The organism is Croceicoccus marinus, assembly GCF_001661675.2.
In the GTDB taxonomy this organism is placed as follows: Bacteria; Pseudomonadota; Alphaproteobacteria; order Sphingomonadales; family Sphingomonadaceae; genus Croceicoccus; species Croceicoccus marinus.
In genome coordinates this window covers 2,420,845-2,445,448 of sequence record NZ_CP019602.1, presented here as the reverse complement: position 1 = coordinate 2,445,448, position 24,604 = coordinate 2,420,845, and the positions used below count along the sequence as shown (strand labels likewise).

Here is a 24,604-nt window from a genome sequence, read left to right as displayed (position 1 = left end):
GAAATGGCGGTCAGTTCGGCTTTACGCTGAAGCTTTCGCCGTTTTCGCCCGGAAAGTCCACGAACAGCGCATCGGCCAGCGCCTGCGCCGATGCGGCGGGTTGGGCCAGCGCGCTATCGGCATCGACGACCTGCTCGGCGCGGCCTTCCCAGACCGACTGGCCGCTCACCCGGTCGCGGATGACGACCGAAAGCTGCGTGCTGACCTGCTCGGCCGGCGGACCCGAAAGATCGATGCCAAGGCCGACGCCCACGCCCGATCCATAGCCCCCGGTCGATCCGCCGACGCCCACGCTGACGGGACTGCCGTCGCGGCCCGGCTGCCAGCTGCTGCGCGACACGCGCACCTCGGCAACGCGCGCGGCGCTGCCGGCGGCGGCGGGGCTGAAACCGACCTGCGCCAGTTCGGCGCTGACGGCCTGCTCATAGGGGGCGAGGGCGAGCGATTCCTCGTTGCCGGGCGCGGCCTGCACCGCGATCGAGCCATATTGCCCGGTCTCGGCTATCGTGGGCGCGTGGAAGCGCGTCACCTCGATCGGCTGCATCGACGGGGCGCAGCCCGCCAGCATGGCCGAAGCCAGCAGGGCGGCGACAAGCGCCGGACGACGAAGATGGGTCTGTGTCATGGGCTGCTCGCCTTTGCATCGCCCATGCGAACTGCCGGGCGTCTGCAATGGAAATTGGCGATAAAGAGGCCCTAGTTCAAGGCGCTATGCTTCGGCGCGGGATTCAGGCCGCCAGAAGCAGCACCAGCATGGCGGAAGCGAACAGGCCGATCGCGATCATCCGCGGCAGCCACACCCGCATGGTGTCGCGCATCTGGGCGAAATCGCGGATCTCCTTGAACTCCGCCTCGACGATGGCGGTGGATTCGCGGTAGCGGCGCTGGCCGCGCGTTTCGCGCAGGCGCTGGAACCGCTGCGAGGCAAGCGCGGTCGCATCGTCGGGCTGGGCGGCGAAGCGGTTCGAGATACCGTCGAAAAACGAGGTGAAGCGATGCGCTTCCTCGCGATAGCGGCCGTTGGAGGACACGACCAGCGTGCGCCTGCCGGACCTGGTCAGCATGGTCGATTGTTCGCCTTGCTGCCACCAGCGCGAGCCGCATTCGCCGCATCGCAAGGGCCGCCCTTCGCCGCCAAGCAGCTGGCTTGGGACGCTATAGTCGCTGTCGCAATGATCGCAGGTCACATGCATGAGAGTCGTTTGCTTTCAATTATTTCGACTTTCAAGCGACCCAGGGCTGTCCTAGCGCGTTTTGCTGTGAATTTAAACAACAGCGTTACCGCCCCCTATTCCGCATGGGTAGTCCGCATTCGACCTTTCGGGTTGGACGGGGGTCGGGCAAGGTCCCTCGCATGGCAGTGGATCGCCCTTCGAGTCCCGAACTCCCCGCAACCCTGCCGCCCGCCGAGGAGGAAGGTGCTCCCGGCTTCGCGTCAGGCGATGCTGCGGCGGGGCGGAAATCCCGTTTTCGCAAGGCACATATCGCCGCGCTGGGCCTGCCGCTGCTTGTGGCGGGCGTATCGCTGGCGGCCTGGGGGCTGGGCGCGTTCCAAACCGGGCGATTCGGTGCAGGTCTTGTGCCGCAAAATGCGACCGCGCCGGGCGGATTGCCGCCGGTCGAGGTTGCGGCCGCCCAGACCTCCGCGCTCGATGTCATGGAAATCGACGAGGAAAGCGCCGCCCAGATCAATGGCGAGCGCCCCTTCGACGGCAAGCCCGAGATGCCCGCCGCGTTCCGCTTTTCCGCCGGTGTGGAAGACCGCACCCGCGCTGCCGATTGCCTTGCCGCCGCCGCCTTCTACGAAGCGGGCGCGGACCGCGAGGGACAGGAGGCGGTGGCGCAGGTCGTGCTCAACCGCGTGCGCCACCCCGCCTATCCCAAGACAGTGTGCGAGGTGGTGTTCGAAGGAGCCGAGCGGAAGACCGGATGCCAGTTCACCTTCACCTGCGACGGAGCCCTGCGCCGCCGCCCCAGCGAAGCACAATGGCTCGCGGCGAGAAAGGTGGCGGAAGAGGCGCTGGACGGCGGGATCGACAAGGCGGTCGGCACCGCAACCCATTACCACGCCGAATATGTGGTCCCTTACTGGAGCCCCAATCTTCAAAAGATCGCCCGCGTAGGCCCGCACATCTTCTATCGCTGGCCCGGCGGCTTTGGCAGCCGCCGCGTGTTCCGTGATCAGGGCAAGCGCGAAGAGCCACATATCGCCAAGCTGGCATGGCTGGCGAACCACGATAGCGCCGCCGACGCAGGCGAACCGGGCACTCCGGAAGAGCAGAGCTTTGCCGAGATGATCGCCGCCATGCCGCCGGTCGTGGCGGGCAAGGCGTCAACCGGGCAGGACGCGGACCAGATCGTCATCGGCCTCGACATGAAGCAGCCTTCAGGGCGGTGGGCGATGGCGGCCTTGGATCGCTGCGATGGCAGGGCGGATTGCCAGGTGATCGGCTATCCCGCAGGCCGCACGCCCGAGGGGCGGCCTGCCTTCCTTTATACGCGTGACGGCAATTCGGGGCTCGACCGGGCGTTGTGGGACTGCCGGTCGATCAAGCGTCCCTCCGACGACCAATGCCTGCCAGAGGACGACGCCGCGCTGCGCCACATGATGCGCGACCGCGACCGATTGGCGGCGAAATAGGCGCAGGGCGCAACCGAAAGACGGCAAAAGAAAAGGCGGCGCGATCCCCCAATCGCGCCGCCCTTCCGTTTGCGTGACGAGCCGGGCCCTACATGGCCAGCAGCTGCGCTCCCATCGGCGAGTGGGTGCCGACGCTCTTGTTCGTGGCCCAGATCGCGGCCTGGGTACGATTGCCGACCTTCAGCTTGCGCAGGATCGCCTTGACGTGAACCTTGACGGTCGCCTCGCTGACATCCAGCGAACGGGCGATCACCTTGTTCGAGTGTCCGGCCATCAGGCAGCACAGCACATCGGTTTCGCGCTGGGAGAGATTGGCCGAATCCAGCGCCTTTTCGGCGCCGGCGGGATCGGAGAAGCTGAGTGCCTGGCCCTCGAGCGCGTCGATGATGTTCGGCGGCACGATCTTCTGGCCCTGCGCCGCCAGCTTGAGCGTGGTGACGAGGGGCACGTAGTCCATGTCCTTCACCAGATAGGCGTGGGCACCGGTGCGGAACGCATCCAGCATCACCCGCATGTCAAGCATGTCGACCAGCAGCACGCACTTCAGCGTGGGGTTCTGGGCAAGGATCGACTGGACGGCGCCGACGGCATCGGTGGTGAGATCGGTATCGATCACAGCCAGTGCGTTGCCGTCGGTCCGAGCCCAGTCCACGTCGCGCACATCGGCGGCCGAGGACAGGACTTCGAAATCGGAAGCGGACAGGATCCGGGCAAGCCCTTCGCGTTGAAGCGGGTTGCGGCAGATAAGAGAAACAAGATCGGACATATGGAAAACCCCCACGTTTGTTGCCGACAAGCGGCGTTACTACGCATTCAGGATGATATCCCATCGACCCCAATCCCCCCCAGGAGAGGTCGAATCATCCGTTCGCAGTCGCAACAAAATGGGAATCTCGCGCAAAACGCAATTTGAAAAGGTTTACCGAATTTTAATGTCCCGCTTTGGCACACTCAAAGGAACGATTCCTCGATGATCACCGTATCGCCCGGAGCGATGATAAGTGGCTCATCCGTAAGCTTAATTGTTCGCGGCGTGGACCAGGCGGAACGCTGAAGTACAACCATTGTCTTGTTTGCGCGCGGCGTAAAGCCGCCTGCCTTGGCAATAGCCTGAAAGAAAGTCAGGTCCGGCGAATAAGGATATTCGCCCGGCTGGGCGACTTCGCCGAGTACATAGACCGGCCGATAGGCGAGAACTTCGACCGAGACCTTGGGGTCGAGCACATAGCCGCCGGCCTTCAGTTGCGAGCTGATCAGTCCGGCAACCTCGTTCGGGTTTCTTCCCGCGACCGGCACCTTCTCGATCAGCGGCATGGCCAGGTTGCCCGCGCTGTCGATCAGGAATTCGCCGGTCAGCGAAGGCTCGTCGAAAACGGTGACCTTCAAATTGTCGCCCGCCGCGACCGCATAGCCCGAGCTGATGGTGGTATTGGCGTTGGCCACGCTGCTGGTCGGATAATCGTTGCTGGCGCAGCCGGACAGGCCAAGCGCGGTCATGGCCATCGCTCCGGAAACAAGCGCGGCGCGCAGCAAGCGGCGGCCCGCGAAATCATTGCAGCGAAGCTCGGCAGGCGTGGACATCATTATTCTCCCGTCGAAACACATCATTACGAATCTTCATACAGAAGTCCGCATGGCCGAACACTAGGGTTCCCAAGCGTTTTCAACCATTACCAATAGGGGACAACCCCTTTGCCTCGGTCGCTCGCCCCACCGGATAGGCAGGGGTAAGTCCGATGGGCGTTTGCCCGCCAGTGCAAGGCAGGCGATCATGCAGGGTAACTTGATGTCACATGGATTCCCAATTGTTCGACTGCCTTACCCCTGATTCCGAAAGACCCGCCAGCAAGCGCGCCCGGTCCGCAAGGTCCGCTGCAACCCGCGCGAGGCAGACAAAAGCGGCCAGCTATCACGGTGCGATCGGCGCCGGTGAAGGCGCCAGCGCGGGCGGTCGCCACGCTGCCGGCAGCCTTGATGCGCTGGCCCGTTCGCTGCCTGCCGATGTGCGCAGGACATGCGCCACAAGGGCGGAAAAGCGCGCAATCCTGCGGGCCGCGGAGCCGTCCGACCCCTGCGTCTGCGGTGAACCGTTGCTGCTGGCCGCGGCCGCCAGGAGCGCTGCGGGGCGGGCTCCCATGTCGGCATTCGATGCGCTGGGGGAATGGCGATGAGCGGCCGGCGGATGCAGGCCGCGCGGGACGCGAAAAACGGCGGTGCTCTTTTCTCCAGCGCTGGCAACGCGAAGTTTACAGTTAACGATCATGATGCTCCCGTCGTGTGTACCGGGGCGTTCTTGAGCATGGATTTCCCGCGCAACGGTGTGAGCGGCAAGAAACAAAAGAGTTACGACTTTTGGGGGTCAACTATCATTCGTAAGAAGAGCAAGGGCCCGGTGGTCCGTCAGAATTCGCGCGGCCTTTCCCGCAGCCTTCGCCTGGGCGCGTCGGGCGTGAACGTGCCTGCTGCCATGAACCGGATTGCGGGCCCCGCAGCGCGCGTCACGGTCGGCTTTGCCGCCGCCATGTTCGTGCAGGGTGCCGCGCAGGCGCAGCCACTCGGCGTCGATACGCCCGAAAGCCTGCTGCTGCGGCCTGAGACCCAGGGCGTGCGCGTGAACGGCGTTGTCGTCTATCCGCGTATCGAGTTCGATCTCGAGCATGATACCAACATCTACAACACCGATACGTTCGAGGTGGAGGACACGGTTTTCGTGGCGCGGCCCAGCGTGGCGGTGCAGCCCGATCTCGAGCGTCACCAGATCAGGCTGGAAGCCGACGCGCTGATCCGCCGCTATTTCGACACCACGACCGAGAATTCGGACCAGTGGGCGGTGGGTGCCCGCGGACGGCTGGACTTCGCCGAGCGCACGGCGGCCTATGGCTCGCTTCGCTATGCGCAGCGGATCGAATCGCGAGGTACCTTCGGCGACCAGTTCCTGACAGACGAGCCGATCAGCTATGACGTGCTCGAGGCGCGGGCTTCGGTCGAGAGGACCGGCGGCATGCTGGAACTGCGCGGGGGCGGCAACTGGGCGAAGGTGCGCTACGACCCTTCGACGCTCAACGGCGAACCCCTGCCGAACACTTTCCGCGACGAGGATACGCTGGGCGGGTTCGTCCGGGCCGACTATCGCGCGACCGGTCGGCTGCGCACCTTCGTCGAATTGAACGCCAGCCAGACCGATTACACCGACGACCCCATCGACGCGCCACGCGATTCCGACGGCTTCGGCGTGCTGGTGGGCGTTCGGTCCGAAGTATCCGATCTGATCGACGCCGAGGCGGCGATCGGCTTTGCCCATCGCAGCTTCGAGGATCCGACGGTCGACGATTTCAACGGGTTCAACTTCCGCGTGTCGGGCCGCTGGACACCGACGCCGCGCTGGCTGTTCGGCCTGGAAGGCGCGCGCAGTTTCGAGCGTTCTCCGCTGATCGAGGTGCCGGCCGTTCTGCAGACCCGCCTGCGGGCAGTCGCCCAGCGCAGCCTGGGTCGCCGACTGCTGACCGGGGTCGAGGTTACCTACGATAACTGGGACTACCAGGGCATCGATCGACAGGAATCGCGCTTCGGCGGTGAACTAACCTTGCGTTACCTCGTTTTCGACCAGCTGACCGCCCTCGCGGGTGCCGGCTATCGCACACAGACCGGCTCGGGCGACATGCCGCGCGAGTACGAGGGGGCCAGCTTCCGTGTCGGCCTGGCGGTGTCACTTTGATTCTGGCGATGCGCCTTTGTGCCGAAGTGGAAGCCCAGGCGTTGTTTTCCCGAGGGGATCGGGGTTCGGTCCCTAGCGGCCAAGTTGTGGAATGGACATGCCCATGAACGTCTCTCAGCAGATCATGCAGCCGGGGATGCCCGGCCGGGCCCTGGTCGAGGTAGGGGATCAGCTTCCCGCGCAGACCGACCGTGTCGACATCTCGAAGTCGATCTCGTTCCTGCAGCGCCATTTCTGGCTGATCGCGGCCGTGATCGCGGCCTGCATGTTGGCCGGGGCGCTGCTTTCGGTGCTGTCCGACAAGACCTATACGGCGACCGCGGTCACCAGCCTCGAGACGTCCAACGAGGAGCTGGTCAGCACCGATGGCCAGCAGTCCGGGTCGACGCCCGACCTGTCCGCCGCCTTCATCGAAACGCAGGTCGAGATCATCACATCGCGCGAGATGGCATCGCGCGTGGCGGAATCGCTGGACATGCTCGAAGGCACGGATGCCCCGGAGCGCCGCGAGATCATCGATACGCTGCAGGACAATGTCGAGGCGGGCCGCACGGGCGAAAGCTATGCGCTGTCGATCTCGTACGGCGCCGAGACTCCCGAGGAAGCCGCCCGGATCGCGAATGAATTCGCCCGGCAGTTCACCTTGTGGAACGTGCTGGCGACGCAAAGCCGCGCGGGCGAAGCGATGGGCACCATCAGCGAGCGGCTAGAAGAGCTGCGCGCACAGGCCCAGAACGACACCGCCAGCCTGCAGAGCTATCGGATCGCGAACGACCTGCTGTCGACTTCGGGCAGTTCGCTGACCGAGCAGGAAATCTCGAGCTATAACCAGGAAGTCACGCGCGCCCGTGCTGCGGCGTCGGAAGCGCAAGCTCGGCTGAATACCGCGACCGCGCAGCTGCGCAGCGGATCGAGCGGCGAGGATGTCGGCGCCGCGCTGGGTTCGGGCGTGATCGGATCGCTGCGTTCGCAGGAATCGACGCTTGCGGGGCAGGTGGCCAATCTGTCGTCGCGCTATGGCCCCAACCATCCCGAGCTGGTCCGCACCAGGGGCGAGCTGGAAGAGGTTCGCCAGCGCATCCAGGCGGAAATCAACCGCGTTATTTCAAACCTGAAGGCCGAGCGCGATGTCGCCAACCAGCGTCTTGCCTCGCTGACCGGTTCGCTGGGCGCGGCGCAGGCCAAGCTGTCGCGGTCGAACTCGGCGATGGTCGGGCTGAGCGAGCTTGAGCGCAAGGCCGAGGCGTCGCAGGGTCTCTACGAAGCCTATCTGTCCAGTTACAAGCAGTTGCTGGCATCGGAAGGCACAGAAACGCCGAACGCCCGGATCATCACGCTGGCCGAGATCCCCACCGAGCCGAGCGCGCCCAACACCATGCTCAACATGGCGCTGTCGCTGGTGCTTGGCGTGGGCCTGGGCGTCTTCGCGGCGATGATCGCGGATGCGACCAGCAAGGGCATCTCGTCGCCGGAGCAGATCGAGCAGGAGCTGGGCCAGAACTATCTCGCCTCGATCCCGTTGCTGCAGTCGGTCAGCAAGGGCGCAACGGGTGTCGGCGCCGTGCTGGAAGAGCCGCGCTCTCCCTTCACCGAGGCGTTCCGCTCGCTGATGATCGCGGTCGAACAGCAATGCGATACGCCGCCGCAGGTGATCGCGATCACCTCGACCCTGCCGAGGGAAGGGAAGACCGTCACCTCGACCTGTCTGGCCCAGATGCTGGCGATGCAGGGGCACCCGACGCTGCTGGTCGATTGCGACTATGTGAAGCGCGGCGTGTCGCGTCTGCTGAACCTGTCGGACGAAACGCAGGGGCTGCTCGACGTGCTGTCAGGCAAGGCGACCCTTGCTGAAGCAATCCGCCAGGGCAGCGAGGGGCTGGCCATCCTGCCCATCGTCTCGACCAACGAGCGTGCGGAATCGCTGATGAGCGGGCCCGAGTTCGAGGAATTCCTGACCGCGCTGCGCCAGGGCTTCAAATATGTCATCCTCGACCTGCCGCCGGTGCTGCCGATCGCCGCGACCCGTTCGATCGCGCAATATGCCGATACCACGATCATGCTGGCCCGCTGGCGCAGCACGACCGTTCCTGCGGTACAGGCGGCGCTTCGCCAGTTGCCGCGCGGCCGCGTGTCGCGAGCGGGCATCGCGCTGACGCAGGTCGACCTGCGCAAGCGCGGCCTGTTCTCGAAGCGCGATCCGAATTTCTACTACAAGGAATATCGGGAGTATTACGCGTGAATGCGCTTCAGCCCGTAACGCTCCGCGTCGGCGACGATGACGTGCCGCGCCCTCGCTATTCCGAACCGCGGGTCGCCATCGTCCATTACTGGCTGGTGGCGATGCGCGGCGGCGAGCGTGTGCTGGAACGGCTGATGCATTTGTTCCCGCAGGCCGACATCTTCACCCATGTCTATGATCCGTCGAAGATGTCGAACCGCATCAACGAGGCGAAGGTCACGACCAGCTTCATCGACAAGATGCCGATGAGCAAGCGGTGGTACCAGTATTACCTGCCGCTGATGCCGATGGCGCTCGAGCAGTTCGACCTGAGCGGCTACGACCTGATCATCTCGTCGGAAAGCGGGCCGGCCAAGGGCGTGATCACCGATCCCACCAGCCACCACATGTGCTACTGCCACTCGCCGATGCGCTATCTGTGGGATCACTACCACCAGTACCGCAAGGACGCGAACCCGATCGCGCGCGCGGCCATGCCGATGATGTATCACAAGCTGCGTGAGTGGGACGTGTCGTCCAGCGCGCGGGTCGATAATTTCGTCGCCAATTCGAACTTCATCCGCCAGCGCATCATGAAGAACTGGCGGCGAGAGGCCGACGTGGTCCACCCGCCGGTCGAGACCAATCTGTTCACCGCCTCGACCGAGATCGACGATCATTATCTGTGGGTCGGCCAGATGGTGCCGTACAAGCGGCCCGACCTGGCGGTCGAAGCCTTCAACGCCAGCGGAAAGCCGTTGATGATGGTCGGTACCGGCGGCATGGAAAAGCAGCTGAAGAAGATCGCCAAGCCGAACATCAAGTTCGTCGACCGGCTGAATTTCGATGAGCTGCGCCGGGCCTATGCGCGCACCCGTGCGCTGGTGTTCACGGCGGAAGAGGATTTCGGCATCGTTCCGGTCGAGGCGATGGCTTCGGGCCGTCCGGTGCTGGGCTTTGGCCGCGGCGGCATCCTGGATAGCGTAGTGCACGAACGCACCGGCATTTTCTTCGACCGCCAGACGCCCGAATCGCTGGCGCGCGGAATCGACGAGATGGAGCGCTGGCTGCCCCACTTCAATCCGTCCGATGCCGTCAGCCATGCGCAGAACTTCGCGCCCGAGCGCTTCGACCAGAAGATCCGGCAACTGACCAAGCAATTCAGCTGATGGCAAAGCACGCCGCCTGCGCTACGCAGGCCAGCTACGTCAGCGGCTTCTCGACGCCGCGGCGGGCAGGGAACGTCCACTCTCTGGGGAATGCAGCGGATCCGTCATGACGGTAACGTTCATCGGCATCATCATGGCGGCGATCGGCCTGCTGCTGCTCATCCGCGGATCGCTGGCTGCCATGCTGGCCTTCCTGATGCTGTCCGGGATGATGGGCGGGTCCGCAGCCATCATCCTCAGCGCCATTGGCGGCTCTTCGATCCCGCCAGCGCAATTCGCCTTGGCCTTCGTATGGCTACGCATGGTGATCCCCGGCAGCCGTTTCCTCGATTCGCTGGGTCCCGCCTTCCGGCAGAATTTCTGGCTGATCATCTTCGTCGTCTATGGCGTGGCGATCGGCTATGTGGGCCCGCGCCTGTTCGCGGGCGAGATCAATGTCACGCCGCTGCGCTTCTCGGGCGCGGGGGGCGGATTGTTCGACACCGCGCCGCTGATGCCGACATCCCAGAACATGACCGCTTCGGTCTATCTGATCGGCGCGCTTCTGACCGCGGTCGCGACCTATGTCGCCTGCATGTATCGGGGCGGGGCCAACGCGCTGGTGAAGACCGCCGTCGTGGTCGCATGGGTGCATGCACTCACCGGCATATTGGGTGCGGTCGGCCGGGGCACGCCGATCGAGAGCTTCTTCGAGTTGCTGCGCAACGCGAACTACACGCAGCACAGCCAGGCGTATGAAGGCTTCATCCGCATTAACGGCATCTTCCCCGAACCGTCGTCATGGTCGGCCTTCGCCTTCTCGTGGTTCGTGTTCCTGGCAGAGTGCTGGTATCGTTCGATCGAGCCCAAGTCGACGGGGCGCGCGGCGCTGCTGCTGGCGCTGGTGATGTTCTTTTCCACCTCGTCCTCCGCCTATGTCGGCCTTGGCGGCTATGCGCTGTTCTTCGCGATCCGCATGTCATTCTTCCCCAATCTGGCCAGCCATTCGCGCATTAAGGAAGCGATCGTCATCGGCCTGGCGGGGGCGGTGCTGACCGCAATCCTGCTGGCCGTGCTGCCCAGCTTTACCGAGGCCATTGGCCAGATGATCGACGACATGCTGTTCGCCAAGGCGGATAGCGAATCGGGTCGCCAGCGGCTGTTCTGGGCGATGCAGGGGATCGACGCCTTCTTCATGTCGTGGGGTCTGGGCATCGGGCCGGGCAGTTTCCGCTCCTCCAGCCTTGCGACCGCGATCATCGGGTCCAGCGGGCTGATCGGCGTCATCAGCTTCGTGGCCTATCTGGTGATCGTGTTCGAACCGCGGCGCGGATCGTCCTGGGGTGCCGCCGGACCCATGGCCGCGCGCCTTGGCGGCGCGGCGGCGACGGCAGCGGTCGTATCGCAGATCCCGGCGTTGGTGGCGGCGGCGTCGCCGGTGCCGACCAGCGAATTCGCGATCCTGGCGGGTGCGGCCCTGGCTTTCCGGCGGATCGGCCAGCCCAGCAACGCGGCGACGGAGGTTCAGGGAGAGGTTCTGGCGGAAGCCGGAATGGAAGAGCCCGCGCCCATTCGCCGGGGCTGGCGCGTAGCGGATTGATCATCCGTCAGTGGGCCGGGGCATGCGCCTCTCCAACCCGCTGACGGCACCGATCAGTGTAGCGAGTCGTCGCTGTCGATGCTGTCTGCCATCGACCGCAGTATATTGGGCAGCACCTCGCGCATGCCCAGCATGTCATAGAAATTCACCGTCGCACCCAGCATGGCCATGCCGATCGCGTCGGGCCGAAAGCCACTGCTGACCAGCAGGCTATAGCCGTCGAGCATGCGTTTCGACACATGGGCGAAAGCCTCGAACGGCGGGGTCGCCGCGTCCGATCGCATTTCAGGCAGGTCCGGCAGGCCGGTTATGCCTTCTTCATCGTCCACGTTCAGTCCTTCCTGCATCGCTCTCACCTTGAAGGAACCATCGTACATCTGTCGTCGCCTCCATTGGTCGAGACCGAACTTGTTTCGGGATGATACATCGCCGCCCAATCTACCCGAAGCGATTGACAAGGAAAGCACTCTTATACCTGCGCGCCGAACATGACCCCAAATCGATGGGCCGGGTCCGAATGGCTATCCTGGTCCGTGCGGACAAGTCCTCCGTGATCGACAGGTGCTGCCATTCCCCAAAATCAGCAAGCCAAATCAAACGGATGCACTGTCGCGAGAGGGAGCGCCGGCGCAGGAGCGCTGCTAAATCGGGTTATGCTGCGAATGGGCAATGGCTCCAGCGTGCGCATTGGCCCATGGTCGGGCCGCGAGATTGCGCATGCAGGCGGGACGAGGTTTCGCACCCCCGTTGTATCTGTGCCAATATGAAATCGCGTCAGATCAGCCCGTTGAATCGCCGGGCGGCGTGTTATGACCGCGCATCAGAGTCCATGAAGGTCGCCCTACACCGATGCTAGCCCGTAAAGTATTCGCCTCTTCGGCATTTCTGACCGGCAGCCGGTTTTTGGGTCGCGGCCTCGACATTGTGGCGGCGCTCGTCATGGCGCGCTTCCTGTCCCCTGCCGATTTCGGCGTGGTCACGATCGGTCTTGCGGCCCTGATGGTGCTGGAATCCTTTACCGAGCTTCCGGTCGAGGACGCGCTGCTTCGCGAGAAGGAGCTGCGGGACGAGGACGTGAACACCGCCTTCACCCTCTCTGCCTTGCGCGGACTGAGCGTGGCAGCGCTTCTATGTGCGTCGGCGGTTCCGCTGGCGATGATCTATGACGATAATCGCCTGATACTGCTGATCTGCCTGCTCGGGATCGCACCGGTCGCACGCGGCTTGCGCAGCACGATGATGGTCAAGTTCAGGCGAGAGGTGAATTACAAGCCGCTTGCGGTCATCGACATGTTCTGCCGGATCACGTCCTTCCTGCTGGCGGTGGCGTGCGCGTGGTACACGGAATCCTATCTGTCGCTGGTCATCCTGTCGGTCACGCCGCAGATCATCGAACTGATCGCCACCCATCTGATCGCCCCGTATCGCCCGCGTTTCACATTGTCGAAGATGCGCTTCATCCTGTCCTTCGCGGGGCAGGTCACGATTTCGCGCGTGCTGGCGACGCTGTCGTCCGAAGGCGATCGCTTCCTCGTCGGCGGCTTCGCCGGGAAGGCGGCGCTAGGCTTCTTCTCGATGGGACGCAGCGTCGCGACCACCGCGAGCTGGGCGATCGCCATGCCGCTGCTGGCCGTGATGTACCCGGGCCTTGCCCAGATCCGCGAGGATCCTCCGCGGTTCCGGCGCAGCTATCTTCGCGGACAGGGCATGATCGTCTTCGCGATCCTGCCGGTCTCGCTTGCCCTCGGCGTACTGGCCGATCCGCTGGTGCGGCTGGCACTGGGCGACGAGTGGCTTCTGGTGGTTCCGGTCATGCAGGCGCTTTCGGTGCTGAATGCCGCGGCGACCTTCTCCATGCCCGCCCATTCGCTGGCCATGGCAACGGGCGAGATCCGCCAGATGATCTGGCGAGAGGCGGTCACCCTGGTCGTATCGATCCCGGCCGTGACGTTCGGCGCGATCTATTACGGGCTGAGCGGCGCCGTCCTCGGCCGGGTGCTGGCCGGGCTGGTGCATACGGCCATGAGTCTGCAGATGGTGACGCGCCTGTCCGACATTCCGGTGGCAAGGCAGTTGATCAACCCATGGCGTTCGGTCATCGGCAGCGCGGTGTTCGCGGCGGTGCTCTATCTGGTGTCGCACACCATGGCGGACGGGAACTGGGTCGAACTGGCCACGCTTCTGGCAGCTTCGGGGATCGCGGCGGGGATCAGCTATATCGCCGTGCATCTGGCCCTGTGGAAGCTGGCCGGCATGCCCGACGACAGCCCGGAGCATTTCCTGATCGACCTGATTCAGTCGGGCCTGAGTCGCGGAAATACCGCTGCCGCATCGTCCTGAGTTTCAGGGTCCTGAAAGTTCAGTCCCGATTGTCCTTCCCGTCGGGGATTTCCAGGTAGATCATCAGCGGCAGATGGTCCGAACTACGGCGCGGTCCGGTCTCGACGCTGGTCGCCTGCACCCTGCCGCGCAGATAGAGCTGGTCGATCGGCAAGCGAAGGAGCGCGGCGTTCTCCTTCGGCCAGCTCGTCACCAGGCCGCTGCCTAGCCGGAACTCCCCCGCCCCGCTGATCGTGCGCATGGCGTGGGTCCACGGGGCGGTGTTGAAATCGCCGGCCATGACCGCTGGCCCCGTCGCCTGCGCCGCGACCTTGCGCATCGGTTCGATCCAGCGCGACTGTTCGCCGAGCGGCCACGGGCGGTCGAGATGCGCCGCGATCACCGTCAGTTCGGTCCCGTTGACGTCCAGCACCGCGGTCAGCGCCGACAATGCCTTGCGATTATCGGCATCGCCGTCCCCGGCATGCGCCTCATGCCGGACCAGCGGAAACCTGGAAAACAGCACGGTCGAGCATGAATAATGCTCGGAGCAGGACACCATTGTCGGATATTTCGCCTGCAGCACCGCGCCCCATTCCTTCTGCATGCGCGACGCTTCCAGCAGGACGAGGATATCGGCATCATGCGCGGCAAGCCACGCGGCATCCTCGCGCGCATTAGGATTGGACTTCAGCATGTTGAACTCGATCATGCTGACCGGCTGGGTCGAGCGGCCCATCGATGGGCCCTGCTTCAGCAAAGGATGAAACAGGACCAGCCCGGTCGCCAGAGCGGCGACGAAAACCGCGATCCCCGGCCACAAGGCCAGGCGATGGCGAAGCCGCCAGCAGGCGATCGCCACCGCTGCCAGCAGCACCGGCCACCACCAGGCCGCGGCGATATTGACGTAATCCGCCAGCGGCACCCAGGCCGCCGTCCACGACAGCGCCAGCACAAGCGCGGCAAGGCGCAGCACCGCGAACGAAAGATAATGGCGCGACCGGTGTTTTCTTCTGGGCATAGCCCGCGCGTTAGAGCGAAAGCAGCGTGTTGAGAAGATTGCGTGCAGCGCGGTCCCACGTCAGCCGCTTGGCCCGGCCCAGTGCGCGGGCAGCCAGCTCGCCGCGATGCTGGGGATTGTCGTAGATCGCCGCGATCGCCTTGGTCCAGGCCGCCGGATCGTCGAAGGGAACATAAAGCGCGCCGTCGCTGCAAGCCTCGGGCAGGGCGCCGCAAGGCGCGACGATGGCGGGCGTGCCCAGCCGCATCGCTTCCAGCGGGGGCAGTCCGAAACCCTCGGTCGTGGAGGGGAAGGCGAAAAGCTGGGCGTTTTCGTACAGGGCGCGCAGTTCATTGTCGCTGACCCTGCCGGTGAAGCGCACGTTCGACGGCACGTGATGGCCCGCCGCGACGAACTGCTCGCGGCTGGCTGATCCGAACAGCACCAATATGCGGTCCTTCAGCTCGGGCCGGGCGAAGGCGCGCAGCAGCATGGGAATGTTCTTGTGCGCCTGCGTGCTGGACAGCGCCAACGCATAGTCGCCCTGCGTCAGGCCCAGCTTCTCCAGCACACGCTCGTCCGCTCCGTCGGCCAGGACATGGTCGCAGCCGTTGTGGATGACCGTGATCTTTTCGGCAGGCGCCACCCCCGCCTCGACGATCTGGTCGCGCGCGAATTCGGACACGGTCAGGATCCGCCTGTGCCTTTCGCCGGCCAGCGGCTGCTGCAGGCGGTACCACCGGCGGAAATTGGCGGAATAGCTCTCGGGCGACAGCAGCACCTGAACGTCGTGCAGCATGGTGACCGCATTGCGGCGCAGGACCGGACCGACATTGCACAGGCTGACCACCGTGTCGCGGCCCGCGCGGGCGGGAAGGGTCAATTGCTCCCACGCATTACCCGTCAGCGGTCCGATCACGCGATAGGGCACGCCCAGAGCGGCGGCACGCTCCTCGGCGTCGGCGGGGATCCACAGCTTCATCCCGATGCGCCGGGCCAGCGCGGGATCGTCCTCTATCAGGGAATGGGCGTGGCGGACCAGTTCGGTCGCGACGCGGTGCACGCCGACCGGCTGGCTGGCCAGAAAGCGCCCGTTGATGATGAACTGCCGCGCCTGGCCGCGACCGGCAGCCCTCGCTCCGGCAGGGGCGGGCACAGGACTTGCCGCCTGGGAAGCAGGCGCAGCCACGTCGGCGCGGGGTCTGGCACCATTGTCGAGCAGGTCGTGCATAATACCCCTAGGCTGCATGGCCAGCCCGCGAAGGACAAGCGCGCAAACGGATGATTCGCCTACCTTCCGGGGGTCGCGGGCCTGTCCCGATGGCCAGAGTCACGCCTGTCCTATCGGCTCGATCAGACGATGCGGGGGTGCGGCAAGGGTATGATGAACCGGCCGCCTGCCTCGCGATAGGCGCCCTGCTGCGCCAGGATCTCGTCAGCGAAGTTCCAGGCCAGCAGCAGGGTATAGCCGGGCCGCTCGTCGAACAGCGCCTCGGGCGGGCGGATCGGCACGTGGACGCCGGGCATCAGCCGCCCCTGCTTATGGGTGCTGAGGTCGGCGACGAAATCGATCTGGTGCCGCCCCAGCCCGCAGGCATTGAGCAGGGCCGCGCCCTTGGCCGCCGCGCCATAGGCGGCGATGCGGTGGCCGCCGGCGCGCAGATCGTTGACCATGGTGACCAGTTCTTCGCGCAGACGTGCGGCATCGTCCGCCAGCGCGGCGAAGTAGCGGGGCGAACCGATGCCGATGTCCCGCTCCTGCGCCAGCAGGTCGGTCACGCTGGCGTTACGGTTGCTGTACCGCTCTGCGAAGACGCGCAGCGATCCGCCGTGGATAGCGGTGCGCTCAACCCGATTGGCGAACAGGCCCGCACCGCGCAGCAGGGCATCGAGCGACATCAGCGTAAAATGGCACAGCTGCTGGTGGTGGATCGTGTCGAATTGCAGCCCCTCCACCATGTCGCGCAGATAGGGCACTTCGATCACCGCGACACCATCGGGCTTCAACAGCACCGAGATGCCGGCGACGAAGCCGCGCAGATCGTCGCTGTGGGTCAGTACATTGCTCGCATGGACGATGTCCGCCTGGCCGCGCCTGTGCCTGATATCGTGGGCGAGATTGGCGGTGAAGAATTCCGCCATGGTCTCGATCCGCGCGGCGCGCGCTGCCCTGGCCGGGCCTTCGGCAGGGTCGATCCCCAGCACCGTCACGCCCGCGGCTGCATAGTTCTTGAGCAGATAGCCGTCGTTGCTTCCGATCTCGACCACCAGGCTCGACCGGTCGAGCCTGCGTTCGGCCCGCCGCGCCGCGACATTGGCCGCCGCATGGTCGAGCACGCTGCGCGACACCGAGGAGTAATAGGGATAATCGTCGGTGAACAGCACCTCGGGCCGGACGGTTTCGGTCAGCTGGACCAGCGCGCATTCGGCGCACAGGGCGACGATCAGCGGAAAGCGCGGCTCTGCCCGGCAGTCCCATTGCGATGTCAGCAGCCGGTCGGCCAAAGGCGTTTCGCCCAGGTCCAGAAAGCGGTGAAGCTGCGGGCAGCCGCAGGCGCGGCAGGCCTGTTCGGTGCGCGACATGGGCCGATTGTCGAACACCGGGTTCAGAAGACGGCCCTCGACGCGCATCAGGCGGCGATCTTCTGTTCCACGGGATAGAAATCGCGGTCGGCGGTGCCTGTCGCCACCCGGTGCCGCAGATGCGCCATCCGGTCATAGCGCGGCCCGTCGAACTCCGTCCCCGCCAGGCCCTGCGCGGCATAGAGGTCCAGCAATTGCGCGATCCCCTCGCGGCAGGTCCAGCGTGGATGCCAGCCGGGCAGCACCCGCCGCACATGGTCGCAGCGCACGCGGTAGCTGCGCGGATCGCGGGCCGCATCCTCGGCATGGGCGATCAAGGTGCCGGGCATCATGTCGCGTACAAGGCGGGCGATGTCGCGCACGCGGAAATTCTCCTCGGTGCGCCCGACGTTGAAGACACCGCGATGGATCATGCCCGGCGGCGCCTCGACCGCGGCGACGAAGGCGGCGGCCAGATCCTCGACATGCACCAGCGGACGCCAGGCGCTGCCTTCGCTCTTCAGCCGGACGGTGCGGCGGGTGAATGCCCAGGCGACCAGGCTGTTGACCACAAGATCGAACCGCAGCCGGGGCGAGGGGCCATAGGCGGTCGCCCCGCGCAAGCACACCGGGCTGAACCCGCGGTCGGCCAGCGGCATCAGGGCGTGCTCCACCTCCATGCTCGCGACCGCGTGGGGGGTGATCGGGCGCAGCTGCTCGCCTTCGCCGACCAGCCGCCCGCGCGTGTCGCCATAGGCAGAGCACGACGATCCGAACAGGAAGCGCGATACCCCCGCCAGCTTCGCCATGCGCGCCAGCACGATCGAGGCGGTGCAGTTGATCGTATCGGCAAGGTCGGGGCGATAATCGCCCAGCGCATCGTTCGAAAGGCCCGCCAGATGGATCACCGCGTCGAAGCCCGCCAGCCGTTCGACAGCATCGGGCGCGGCGATGAAATCGCGAATGTCCTGGCCCAGCGAAGGGATCGCGGCGGGCGGCGCCCCGAAATCGCAGGCCGCGAACAGTTCCGAATCGAGACCGGCCAGATCGTGTCCACGATCCAGCAGCATGGGCACCAGAACCGAGCCGATATAGCCCGCGTGTCCCGTGACCAGGATTTTCATGGCCCCAAATCCCCCTTCGAACCGGTCGCGCCTTCGCAAGAAGCCGCAGACCGAGCGAACAGGCACAAGGAGCACGAATTGGCGATTCGATGCAATTACGCATCAAGCCAGCGCGTTGCCCAAAAGGGCAACAAGGATCGCCGCCGCATTGATCGCGGCGCGCGCTATCCCGCCCTGGCGAGAATGGCGCGCCACCAGCCTTCGTTGTCGAGATACCAGCGCAAGGTCTCGGCAAAGCCGGTCGGGAAGTCGCGGCTGGGGGTATAGCCGATCTCCTCGCGCGCCTTGGTCTCGTCGATGGCGTAGCGGCGGTCGTGGCCCTTGCGGTCGGTGACGAAGGTCTTCAGCGTATCGGTCGGCCGGCCCTTGGCGGCGGGCGCGTCTGGATAGCGCTCGGCCAGCGAGGGATCGGATGCGAAGATCGCGTCGACGCCGCGGCAGATTTCCTCGATCACCGTCAGATTGGGTAGTTCCTGCCCGCCGCCGATGTTATATGTCTCGCCCGGCTTGCCGTTCTTCAGCACCGCCTCGATCCCGCGGCAGTGATCCTCGACATGCAGCCAGTCGCGCACGTTCATGCCGTCGCCATAGATCGGCAGCGGCTTGCCCGACAGCGCGTTCAGCAGGAACAGCGGGATCAGCTTTTCGGGATATTGATAGGGCCCGTAATTGTTCGAGCAATTGCTGGTCGTCACCTCAAGCCCGAAGGTGTGGTGATAGGCGCGCACAAGATGGTCGGACCCGGCCTTGGACGCCGAATAGGGCGAGTTCGGCTGATATTGCGTCGTCTCGCTGAAGGCTGGATCGTCGGGGCCGAGCGAGCCGTAGACCTCGTCGGTCGAGACATGGTGAAACCGGTGCGGGCGGCCCGATCCCTTTTCGACCCAGACATCGCGCGCGGCCTTCAGCAGGCTGTGCGTGCCGATGACATTGGTCTCGATGAAATCGTCCGGTGCGCTGATCGATCGGTCGACATGGCTCTCGGCCGCGAAATGCACGATGGTGTCGATCCCGCGCTCTTCCAGCAGGCGGGTGACCAGCGCGGTGTCGCAGATATTGCCGACGACCAGCTCGACATTGTCGACATCCTCGATGGTCTCGCGGTTGCCGGCATAGGTCAGCGCGTCGAGCACGACGATCGTGTCGCCGGGATGCCGCTCGCGCCAGTAATGCACGAAATTGCCGCCGATGAATCCGGCCCCGCCGGTGACGAGCAGATCAGCCAAGCTGTTTTACCTCTTGAAGCATGTGGCGCAGGTTCTCGCGCCAGTGAACGGGATCGACGCCCGCGGCCTCGCGCGTCGCGCGGCTGTCGAGCAGCGAGAAGGCGGGGCGCACGGCAGGCGTCGGGTAATCTTCGGTGGTGATCGGCTTTACCGCGATGGTCCGGTCGATGAGGCCGATGGCGGCGGCTTCCTCGCCGATGGCGACCGCGAAATCGTACCAGCTGGCGACGCCGGCGTCGGAGAAATGGTGGATCCCGCTCTCCTCGTTCGCGATCAGGCCCCAGATCGTGCGCGCCAGCGAAGTCGCCCATGTCGGCGCGCCGATCTGGTCGGATACGACGCCGATCTCGTCCCGCTCGCGCATCAGGCGCAGCATGGTGGCGACAAAGCTGGCGCCGCCCGCGGCATAGACCCAGGCGGTGCGCACGATCAGCGCGTCGGGGCCGGCCATGTCCTCGCCCGCGGCCTTGGTGCGGCCATAGGCGGACAGCGGATTGCGCATGTCGTCCACGCGGTAGGCATGGGCCGCACCACCATCGAACACGAAATCTGTCGAGACATGGACAAGCCGCGCGCCGATGTCGGCGCAGCTACGCCGCAGCAGGCCCACCGCGTCGGCATTGATGCGCTGCGCGAGGTCGGTCTCGCTCTCCGCCTTGTCGACCGCGGTATAGGCACCGGCATTGATGACCACGTCCGGTTTGCGGTTCGCGATGGCCGAGGCGATGCTGTCCGCGTCCGCCAGATCGAGTTCGGCGCGGGTCAGCGCGGCGATCTCGTGCCGGTCGGACTCGTGCGGGCCGGGCGCAGTCGCCGCCAGCGCGCGGCCCAGCTGTCCGTTCGCGCCAGTGATCAGCACCTTCATGCAAACGTCTCCACTTCGCCCAGCGGCGTGCCCTGCGCGTCCTTGCCCGACAGGATCGGCTCAATCCCGTCCAGCGGCCATTCGATTCCGACATCGGGATCGTCCCACGCCAGCGAATGCTCCGCCTTGGGCTCGTATCCGCCGCGGCACTTGTAGAGGAAGTCGGTGCCGTCTTCCAATGTCAGGAAGCCATGCGCGAAGCCTTCGGGCACCCACAGCATGCGGTGGTTGGCCGCGCTCAGTTCCACGCCGACCCACTGGCCGAAGGCCGGGCTGGACCGGCGCAGGTCCACCGCCACGTCGTATACCGCTCCCGATACCACGCGCACCAGCTTGCCCTGCGGGCCGGGGTTCTGGAAATGCATGCCGCGCAGCACGCCGCGATTGCTCCGCGAATGGTTGTCCTGCACGAAATCGACGTCCAGCCCCGCCTCGGCAAAGCGCGCGCGGTTCCAGCTTTCCAGGAAGAAGCCGCGCTCGTCGCCGAACACCTTGGGCTCGACGATCAATACGCCGGGCAAGCGGGTCTCGATGATGTTCATGGCGCGCCCCTCAATCCGGGCCGTGGTCGAGCAGGCCGAGCAGGTAATCGCCATAGCCCGACTTCTTCAGCGGCTCGGCGATCTGGCGCAGCCTGGCGTCGTCGATGAAGCCGTTGCGCCAGGCAATCTCTTCCGGACAGCAGATCTTCAGGCCCTGCCGTTCCTCGGTAATGCGGACATAGGTGCCCGCATCCAGCAGCGATCCATGCGTGCCGGTGTCAAGCCACGCATAGCCGCGCCCCATGATTTCGACCGATAGCGATCCGTCGTCGAGATAGAGGCGGTTGAGGTCGGTGATCTCGAGCTCTCCGCGGGGCGAGGGCTTGAGGTCGCGCGCGCGGTCCACCACCGTCTCGTCATAGAAATACAGGCCCGTGACCGCATAGTTCGACTTGGGGTTCGCGGGCTTTTCCTCAAGACTGGTGGCCATGCCGCCCTTGTCGAAGCCGACCACGCCATAGGCGGTTGGGTCCGACACCCAATAGGCGAATACGCTTGCGCCCTCGGTCCGGGCATCGGCGGCGGCCAGCTGTTCGGGCAGGCCATGGCCGTAGAAGATGTTGTCGCCCAGCACCAGCGCGCTGGGATGGCCCTTCACGAAATCGGCGCCGATGTGGAATGCCTGCGCCAGACCGTCGGGGCTGGGCTGCACCGCATATTCGAGGGTGAGGCCCCATTCCGACCCGTCGCCCAGCAGTCGCAGGAACTGCGCCTGGTCCTCGGGCGTGGTGATGATCAGGATCTCGCGGATTCCCGCCAGCATCAGCACGGCCAGCGGGTAATAGATCATCGGCTTGTCATAGACCGGGACCAGCTGCTTGGAAACGCCGCGTGTCAGCGGATAGAGCCGGGTTCCTGAACCCCCGGCCAGCACGATGCCCTTGCGTTGCACTATCATTGCCCTTGTGCTGCGTGCCTGCCCGTTCAAGTCTCGGACGGTCCGGACGAACGGGCCTGCACCTGAACCCTTGCGGTCGGCTGACTACGGGCAATGAACCCGGCTTGCAAGCCTGCCCCGGGCCAACCCCACAGGGCCGCGGCGGATGCGGGCGGGCGGCCCCGCCACCGCGAAATCCGCACATTTTCGGGCACGGGGCTTGCGCCGCTTCATCTTGGCGGTAACGGCTTGGGTCGATGACGGGTGGCAATACCAAGCTGGACGCTGCGCGGCGGGCGCTGCTGCACGTTGCCGTGCATGCCGATGCGCTGCGGGCAGCGCCGCGCGCGTGGCTGCTGGCGGCGTGGTGGCGGCTGTGCGGCAAGCGGCTGCGATCGCGTTCGCAGATGGCGCCGCTGCTTGGCGCTTCGCCGCGCGCCTATCGGCTGTGGCTGATGGCGCAGGCGGAAGCCGACGACCGGCCACAGCCCGTCGAGGGCCCCGCGATCGTCGCGCTGGTCGAGGACGGGCCCGGCATCGAGAGGACACTGGCCAGCCTGCGGCGCGAGGGGATCGAGCACATCGCCGCGCCCGCCGCGACCATGCGCGATGCCGGTCATGCGGCCTGGATCATGCCGCTGCAGGCGGGGGACTTGCTGGCTGAGGGCGCCGGCGGCGCCTATCGCCATGCCGCCGCGCAGGCCGGTCCGGGGACCCATGTCCTCTATGCCGACGACGACATCATCGGCGCCGACGGATCGCGCGGCAGGCCGCATTTCAAGCCAGACTGGAATGCGGACCTGTTCGAGCATCACGATTTTCTGACAGGCGCCTCGCTGCTGCGCGTGGGCGCGAGCGATCTGGACGACTTGCCGCGCGGCAACCGCGCCGAGGTCCTGACGCGCCGCGTGTTAGCCCGCACCGCGGCCGAAGGCGCGCACCCGCTGCATGTACGCGCCATTCTCCACCACCGATGCGATCGCCCGGCCCCGATCCGGCCCGCCGCTGCCCGCCACGATCCGTCTTCGTCCCAGCCATCGGTCACGATCATCGTACCCACGCGCAATCGGGTCGACCTGCTGCGCACCTGCCTGCAGGGAATTGCCGACACGCGATATGCGGGCGCGCTGGACGTGATCGTGATCGACAATGACAGCGACGATCCGGAAGCGCTCGCCTTCCTAAAGGGTCTGGAGCCGGAGACGGCAAGGGTGCTGCGCCATCCGGGCGCGTTCAACTTCGCGGCGATGAACAATCGCGCGGTCGAGCAGGCGACGGGCAGGATGGTCTGCCTGCTCAACAATGATATCGAGATCCGCGACCCGCACTGGCTGGAAACGCTGGTCCGGCAGGCGCTTCGGCCCGAAGTCGGTGCGGTGGGGCCGCAGCTGCTCTATCCCGACGGGCGGATCCAGCACGCGGGCGTGGTGCTGGGCGTGGGCGGGGGCGCGGCGCATGCGCACCGGCTGCTGCGGCCCGAGGAGGAGGGCTATTTCCATCGCCACGCGTTGCCGCAGTTCGTGTCGGCGGTAACCGCCGCCTGCCTGGTGGCGCAGCGGTCGCGGATCCTGGAAGTCGGCGGGATGGACGAACGGAATTTCGCCGTTGCCTTCAACGATGTCGACCTTTGTCTGAAGCTGAAAGCGCGCGGCTGGCAATCGTTCTACGAACCGCGCGCCGTGCTGATCCATCACGAATCCGTTTCGCGCGGGCTCGACCGCGATCCGGTCGGCGCGGCACGGCTGGCGGGCGAACTGGCCGCGCTGAAGGAGCGGTGGGGCACGGGGCTGGACCCGAATGACGGAAGCGAGAGGGCGGCGGACCCGTTCCACCACCCGCAGCTCAGCCCGTTTTCCGGACGATTCGTGGTGCGGATCTGACATGGACGATTCCAACCCCACGATCGCAGGCGACCGCCGCCTGTCGCTGCCCCAGGTGACGCTCTGCGCCGCGAGTTCGGTGAACCTTGCAGCGACGATCCGCGCGCTGGAAGCGTGCATGGCCCAGATCGATTTTGCGCAGGTGCTGCTGTTCACCGACAGCGCCTCGATCGCGAAGGCGCCGCCGGTGCCCGCGCCGATAAAGCTGGTGCATGTCGCGCCGATGCTGTCCTCCGCGGCCTATTCGTCGTTCATCCTGAAAGGGCTGGCGGATCACGTGGTCAGCTCGCATTGCCTGGTCGTGCAATGGGACGGCCATGTCATCGACGCGGGGCGCTGGAGCGCCGAATTCCTCGACTACGACTATGTCGGGGCAAGCTGGCCGCAGTTCGGCGACGGGCACGACGTGGGCAATGGCGGCTTCTCGCTGCGCAGCCGCCGCCTGCTGGAGGCATGCCGGTCACCCGACTTCGCCGCCCACCACCCCGAGGACCTGGCCATCGGGCGCACCAATCGCCCCCTGCTCGAGGCGAAGGGCATGCGTTTCGCCCCGCGCGAAGTCGCCGACCGGTTCGCCGCCGAACGCGCCGGGGACCCCGATCGCAGTTTCGGCTATCACGGCGTGTTCCTGATGCCGCGCGTGCTGGGGGCAGAGGGTTTCTGGACCGCCTATGCCTCGCTGGACGAGCGATCGAGCCTGAAACCCGACTTCGCCGACCTGTTGCGCGCGGTGTTCGGGGGCGCTAGGGGGGCACGGCGCGCTTTGGCGATGATCGGGCGCAGACTGGGCGATGCGACGATCGGGCGGCGATTCCGGCGGGTAAACAAACCGGGGAAGAATCGCGAATCTCTTTGCATCCCGTCCGGGAATGGTGATTAAGCCTGAC

General features: G+C 65.6%; 21 protein-coding genes. 8 read left to right on the top strand and 13 right to left on the bottom strand.

What is annotated here, in order from left to right; genetic code table 11:
• Positions 1-10: 10 nt before the first annotated feature.
• Together A9D14_RS11665 and A9D14_RS11660 are read right to left on the bottom strand one after the other, a co-directional pair.
• Entirely contained in the window at positions 11-625 is a 615-nt protein-coding gene (locus A9D14_RS11665; protein WP_066849033.1) for a DUF4136 domain-containing protein, read from the bottom strand.
• A gap of 103 nt (positions 626-728) precedes the next feature.
• The gene (locus A9D14_RS11660) at positions 729-1,193 is read right to left on the bottom strand and encodes an MJ0042-type zinc finger domain-containing protein (RefSeq protein ID WP_066846635.1); all 465 of its coding nucleotides are present in this window, start codon (positions 1,191-1,193) and stop codon (positions 729-731) included.
• 161 nt (positions 1,194-1,354) lie between these two features.
• Here A9D14_RS11660 and A9D14_RS11655 point away from each other — a divergent pair, with 161 nt between their 5' ends.
• Entirely contained in the window at positions 1,355-2,641 is a 1,287-nt protein-coding gene (locus A9D14_RS11655) for a cell wall hydrolase (RefSeq protein WP_066846632.1), read from the top strand.
• 88 nt (positions 2,642-2,729) lie between these two features.
• Here the strand turns inward: A9D14_RS11655 and A9D14_RS20080 are convergent, their stop codons facing one another.
• On the bottom strand, positions 2,730-3,407 hold the full coding sequence (locus A9D14_RS20080) for a response regulator transcription factor (RefSeq protein WP_066846629.1): 678 nt from the start codon (positions 3,405-3,407) through the stop codon (positions 2,730-2,732).
• A gap of 185 nt (positions 3,408-3,592) precedes the next feature.
• Entirely contained in the window at positions 3,593-4,138 is a 546-nt protein-coding gene (locus A9D14_RS11645) for a polysaccharide biosynthesis/export family protein (RefSeq protein ID WP_232468531.1), read from the bottom strand.
• An 895-nt stretch (positions 4,139-5,033) separates the two neighbouring features.
• On the opposite strand from A9D14_RS11645, the gene A9D14_RS11635 reads away from it, so the two are divergent.
• From A9D14_RS11635 to A9D14_RS11620, 4 genes are all read left to right on the top strand, one after another.
• Positions 5,034-6,356: an outer membrane beta-barrel protein gene (locus tag A9D14_RS11635; RefSeq protein WP_157668214.1), complete on the top strand. Its 1,323-nt coding sequence runs from the start codon at positions 5,034-5,036 to the stop codon at positions 6,354-6,356.
• Between the two features lie 103 nt (positions 6,357-6,459).
• Entirely contained in the window at positions 6,460-8,595 is a 2,136-nt protein-coding gene (locus A9D14_RS11630; protein WP_066849026.1) for a GumC family protein, read from the top strand.
• 101 nt (positions 8,596-8,696) lie between these two features.
• Positions 8,697-9,743: a glycosyltransferase gene (locus A9D14_RS11625; RefSeq protein ID WP_083988055.1), complete on the top strand. Its 1,047-nt coding sequence runs from the start codon at positions 8,697-8,699 to the stop codon at positions 9,741-9,743.
• Between the two features lie 106 nt (positions 9,744-9,849).
• On the top strand, positions 9,850-11,322 hold the full coding sequence (locus A9D14_RS11620) for an O-antigen ligase family protein (RefSeq protein ID WP_066846623.1): 1,473 nt from the start codon (positions 9,850-9,852) through the stop codon (positions 11,320-11,322).
• 53 nt (positions 11,323-11,375) lie between these two features.
• Here the strand turns inward: A9D14_RS11620 and A9D14_RS11615 are convergent, their stop codons facing one another.
• Complete coding sequence (locus A9D14_RS11615) at positions 11,376-11,699, bottom strand: hypothetical protein (protein ID WP_087910509.1); 324 nt, start codon at positions 11,697-11,699, stop codon at positions 11,376-11,378.
• 472 nt (positions 11,700-12,171) lie between these two features.
• Here A9D14_RS11615 and A9D14_RS11610 point away from each other — a divergent pair, with 472 nt between their 5' ends.
• Positions 12,172-13,662: a lipopolysaccharide biosynthesis protein gene (locus tag A9D14_RS11610; RefSeq protein ID WP_083987884.1), complete on the top strand. Its 1,491-nt coding sequence runs from the start codon at positions 12,172-12,174 to the stop codon at positions 13,660-13,662.
• A 19-nt stretch (positions 13,663-13,681) separates the two neighbouring features.
• Here A9D14_RS11610 and A9D14_RS11605 read toward each other — a convergent pair whose 3' ends face one another.
• The 8 genes from A9D14_RS11605 to rfbA all read right to left on the bottom strand — a co-directional run bounded on the left by A9D14_RS11605 (position 13,682) and on the right by rfbA (position 21,858).
• Positions 13,682-14,662, bottom strand: coding sequence for an endonuclease/exonuclease/phosphatase family protein (locus A9D14_RS11605; protein WP_066846613.1), 981 nt, complete (start codon positions 14,660-14,662; stop codon positions 13,682-13,684).
• 10 nt (positions 14,663-14,672) lie between these two features.
• A complete protein-coding gene (locus A9D14_RS11600) occupies positions 14,673-15,797 on the bottom strand; it encodes a glycosyltransferase family 4 protein (RefSeq protein WP_066849020.1) in 1,125 nt (374 codons plus the stop codon).
• A 197-nt stretch (positions 15,798-15,994) separates the two neighbouring features.
• On the bottom strand, positions 15,995-17,272 hold the full coding sequence (locus A9D14_RS11595; protein ID WP_232468529.1) for a class I SAM-dependent methyltransferase: 1,278 nt from the start codon (positions 17,270-17,272) through the stop codon (positions 15,995-15,997).
• Entirely contained in the window at positions 17,272-18,327 is a 1,056-nt protein-coding gene (locus tag A9D14_RS11590; RefSeq protein WP_066846610.1) for an NAD-dependent epimerase/dehydratase family protein, read from the bottom strand. Before A9D14_RS11590 ends, A9D14_RS11595 begins: the two co-directional genes overlap by 1 nt.
• A 164-nt stretch (positions 18,328-18,491) precedes the next feature.
• Complete coding sequence (gene rfbB / locus A9D14_RS11585; protein ID WP_066846607.1) at positions 18,492-19,553, bottom strand: dTDP-glucose 4,6-dehydratase; 1,062 nt, start codon at positions 19,551-19,553, stop codon at positions 18,492-18,494.
• On the bottom strand, positions 19,546-20,418 hold the full coding sequence (gene rfbD / locus A9D14_RS11580; protein WP_066846604.1) for a dTDP-4-dehydrorhamnose reductase: 873 nt from the start codon (positions 20,416-20,418) through the stop codon (positions 19,546-19,548). Before rfbD ends, rfbB begins: the two co-directional genes overlap by 8 nt.
• Positions 20,415-20,960 carry a dTDP-4-dehydrorhamnose 3,5-epimerase gene (gene rfbC, locus A9D14_RS11575; RefSeq protein WP_066846601.1) on the bottom strand — a complete coding sequence of 182 codons (546 nt, stop codon included), beginning with the start codon at positions 20,958-20,960 and terminating at the stop codon, positions 20,415-20,417. The genes rfbD and rfbC overlap by 4 nt, the downstream gene beginning before the upstream one ends.
• A gap of 10 nt (positions 20,961-20,970) precedes the next feature.
• A complete protein-coding gene (rfbA, locus tag A9D14_RS11570; RefSeq protein ID WP_066846598.1) occupies positions 20,971-21,858 on the bottom strand; it encodes a glucose-1-phosphate thymidylyltransferase RfbA in 888 nt (295 codons plus the stop codon).
• A gap of 236 nt (positions 21,859-22,094) precedes the next feature.
• Here rfbA and A9D14_RS11565 point away from each other — a divergent pair, with 236 nt between their 5' ends.
• Both A9D14_RS11565 and A9D14_RS11560 read left to right on the top strand, forming a co-directional pair.
• The gene (locus A9D14_RS11565) at positions 22,095-23,717 is read left to right on the top strand and encodes a glycosyltransferase family 2 protein (RefSeq protein ID WP_066846592.1); all 1,623 of its coding nucleotides are present in this window, start codon (positions 22,095-22,097) and stop codon (positions 23,715-23,717) included.
• A gap of 1 nt (position 23,718) precedes the next feature.
• Positions 23,719-24,597: a DUF5672 family protein gene (locus A9D14_RS11560; RefSeq protein ID WP_066846590.1), complete on the top strand. Its 879-nt coding sequence runs from the start codon at positions 23,719-23,721 to the stop codon at positions 24,595-24,597.
• Positions 24,598-24,604 lie beyond the last annotated feature (7 nt).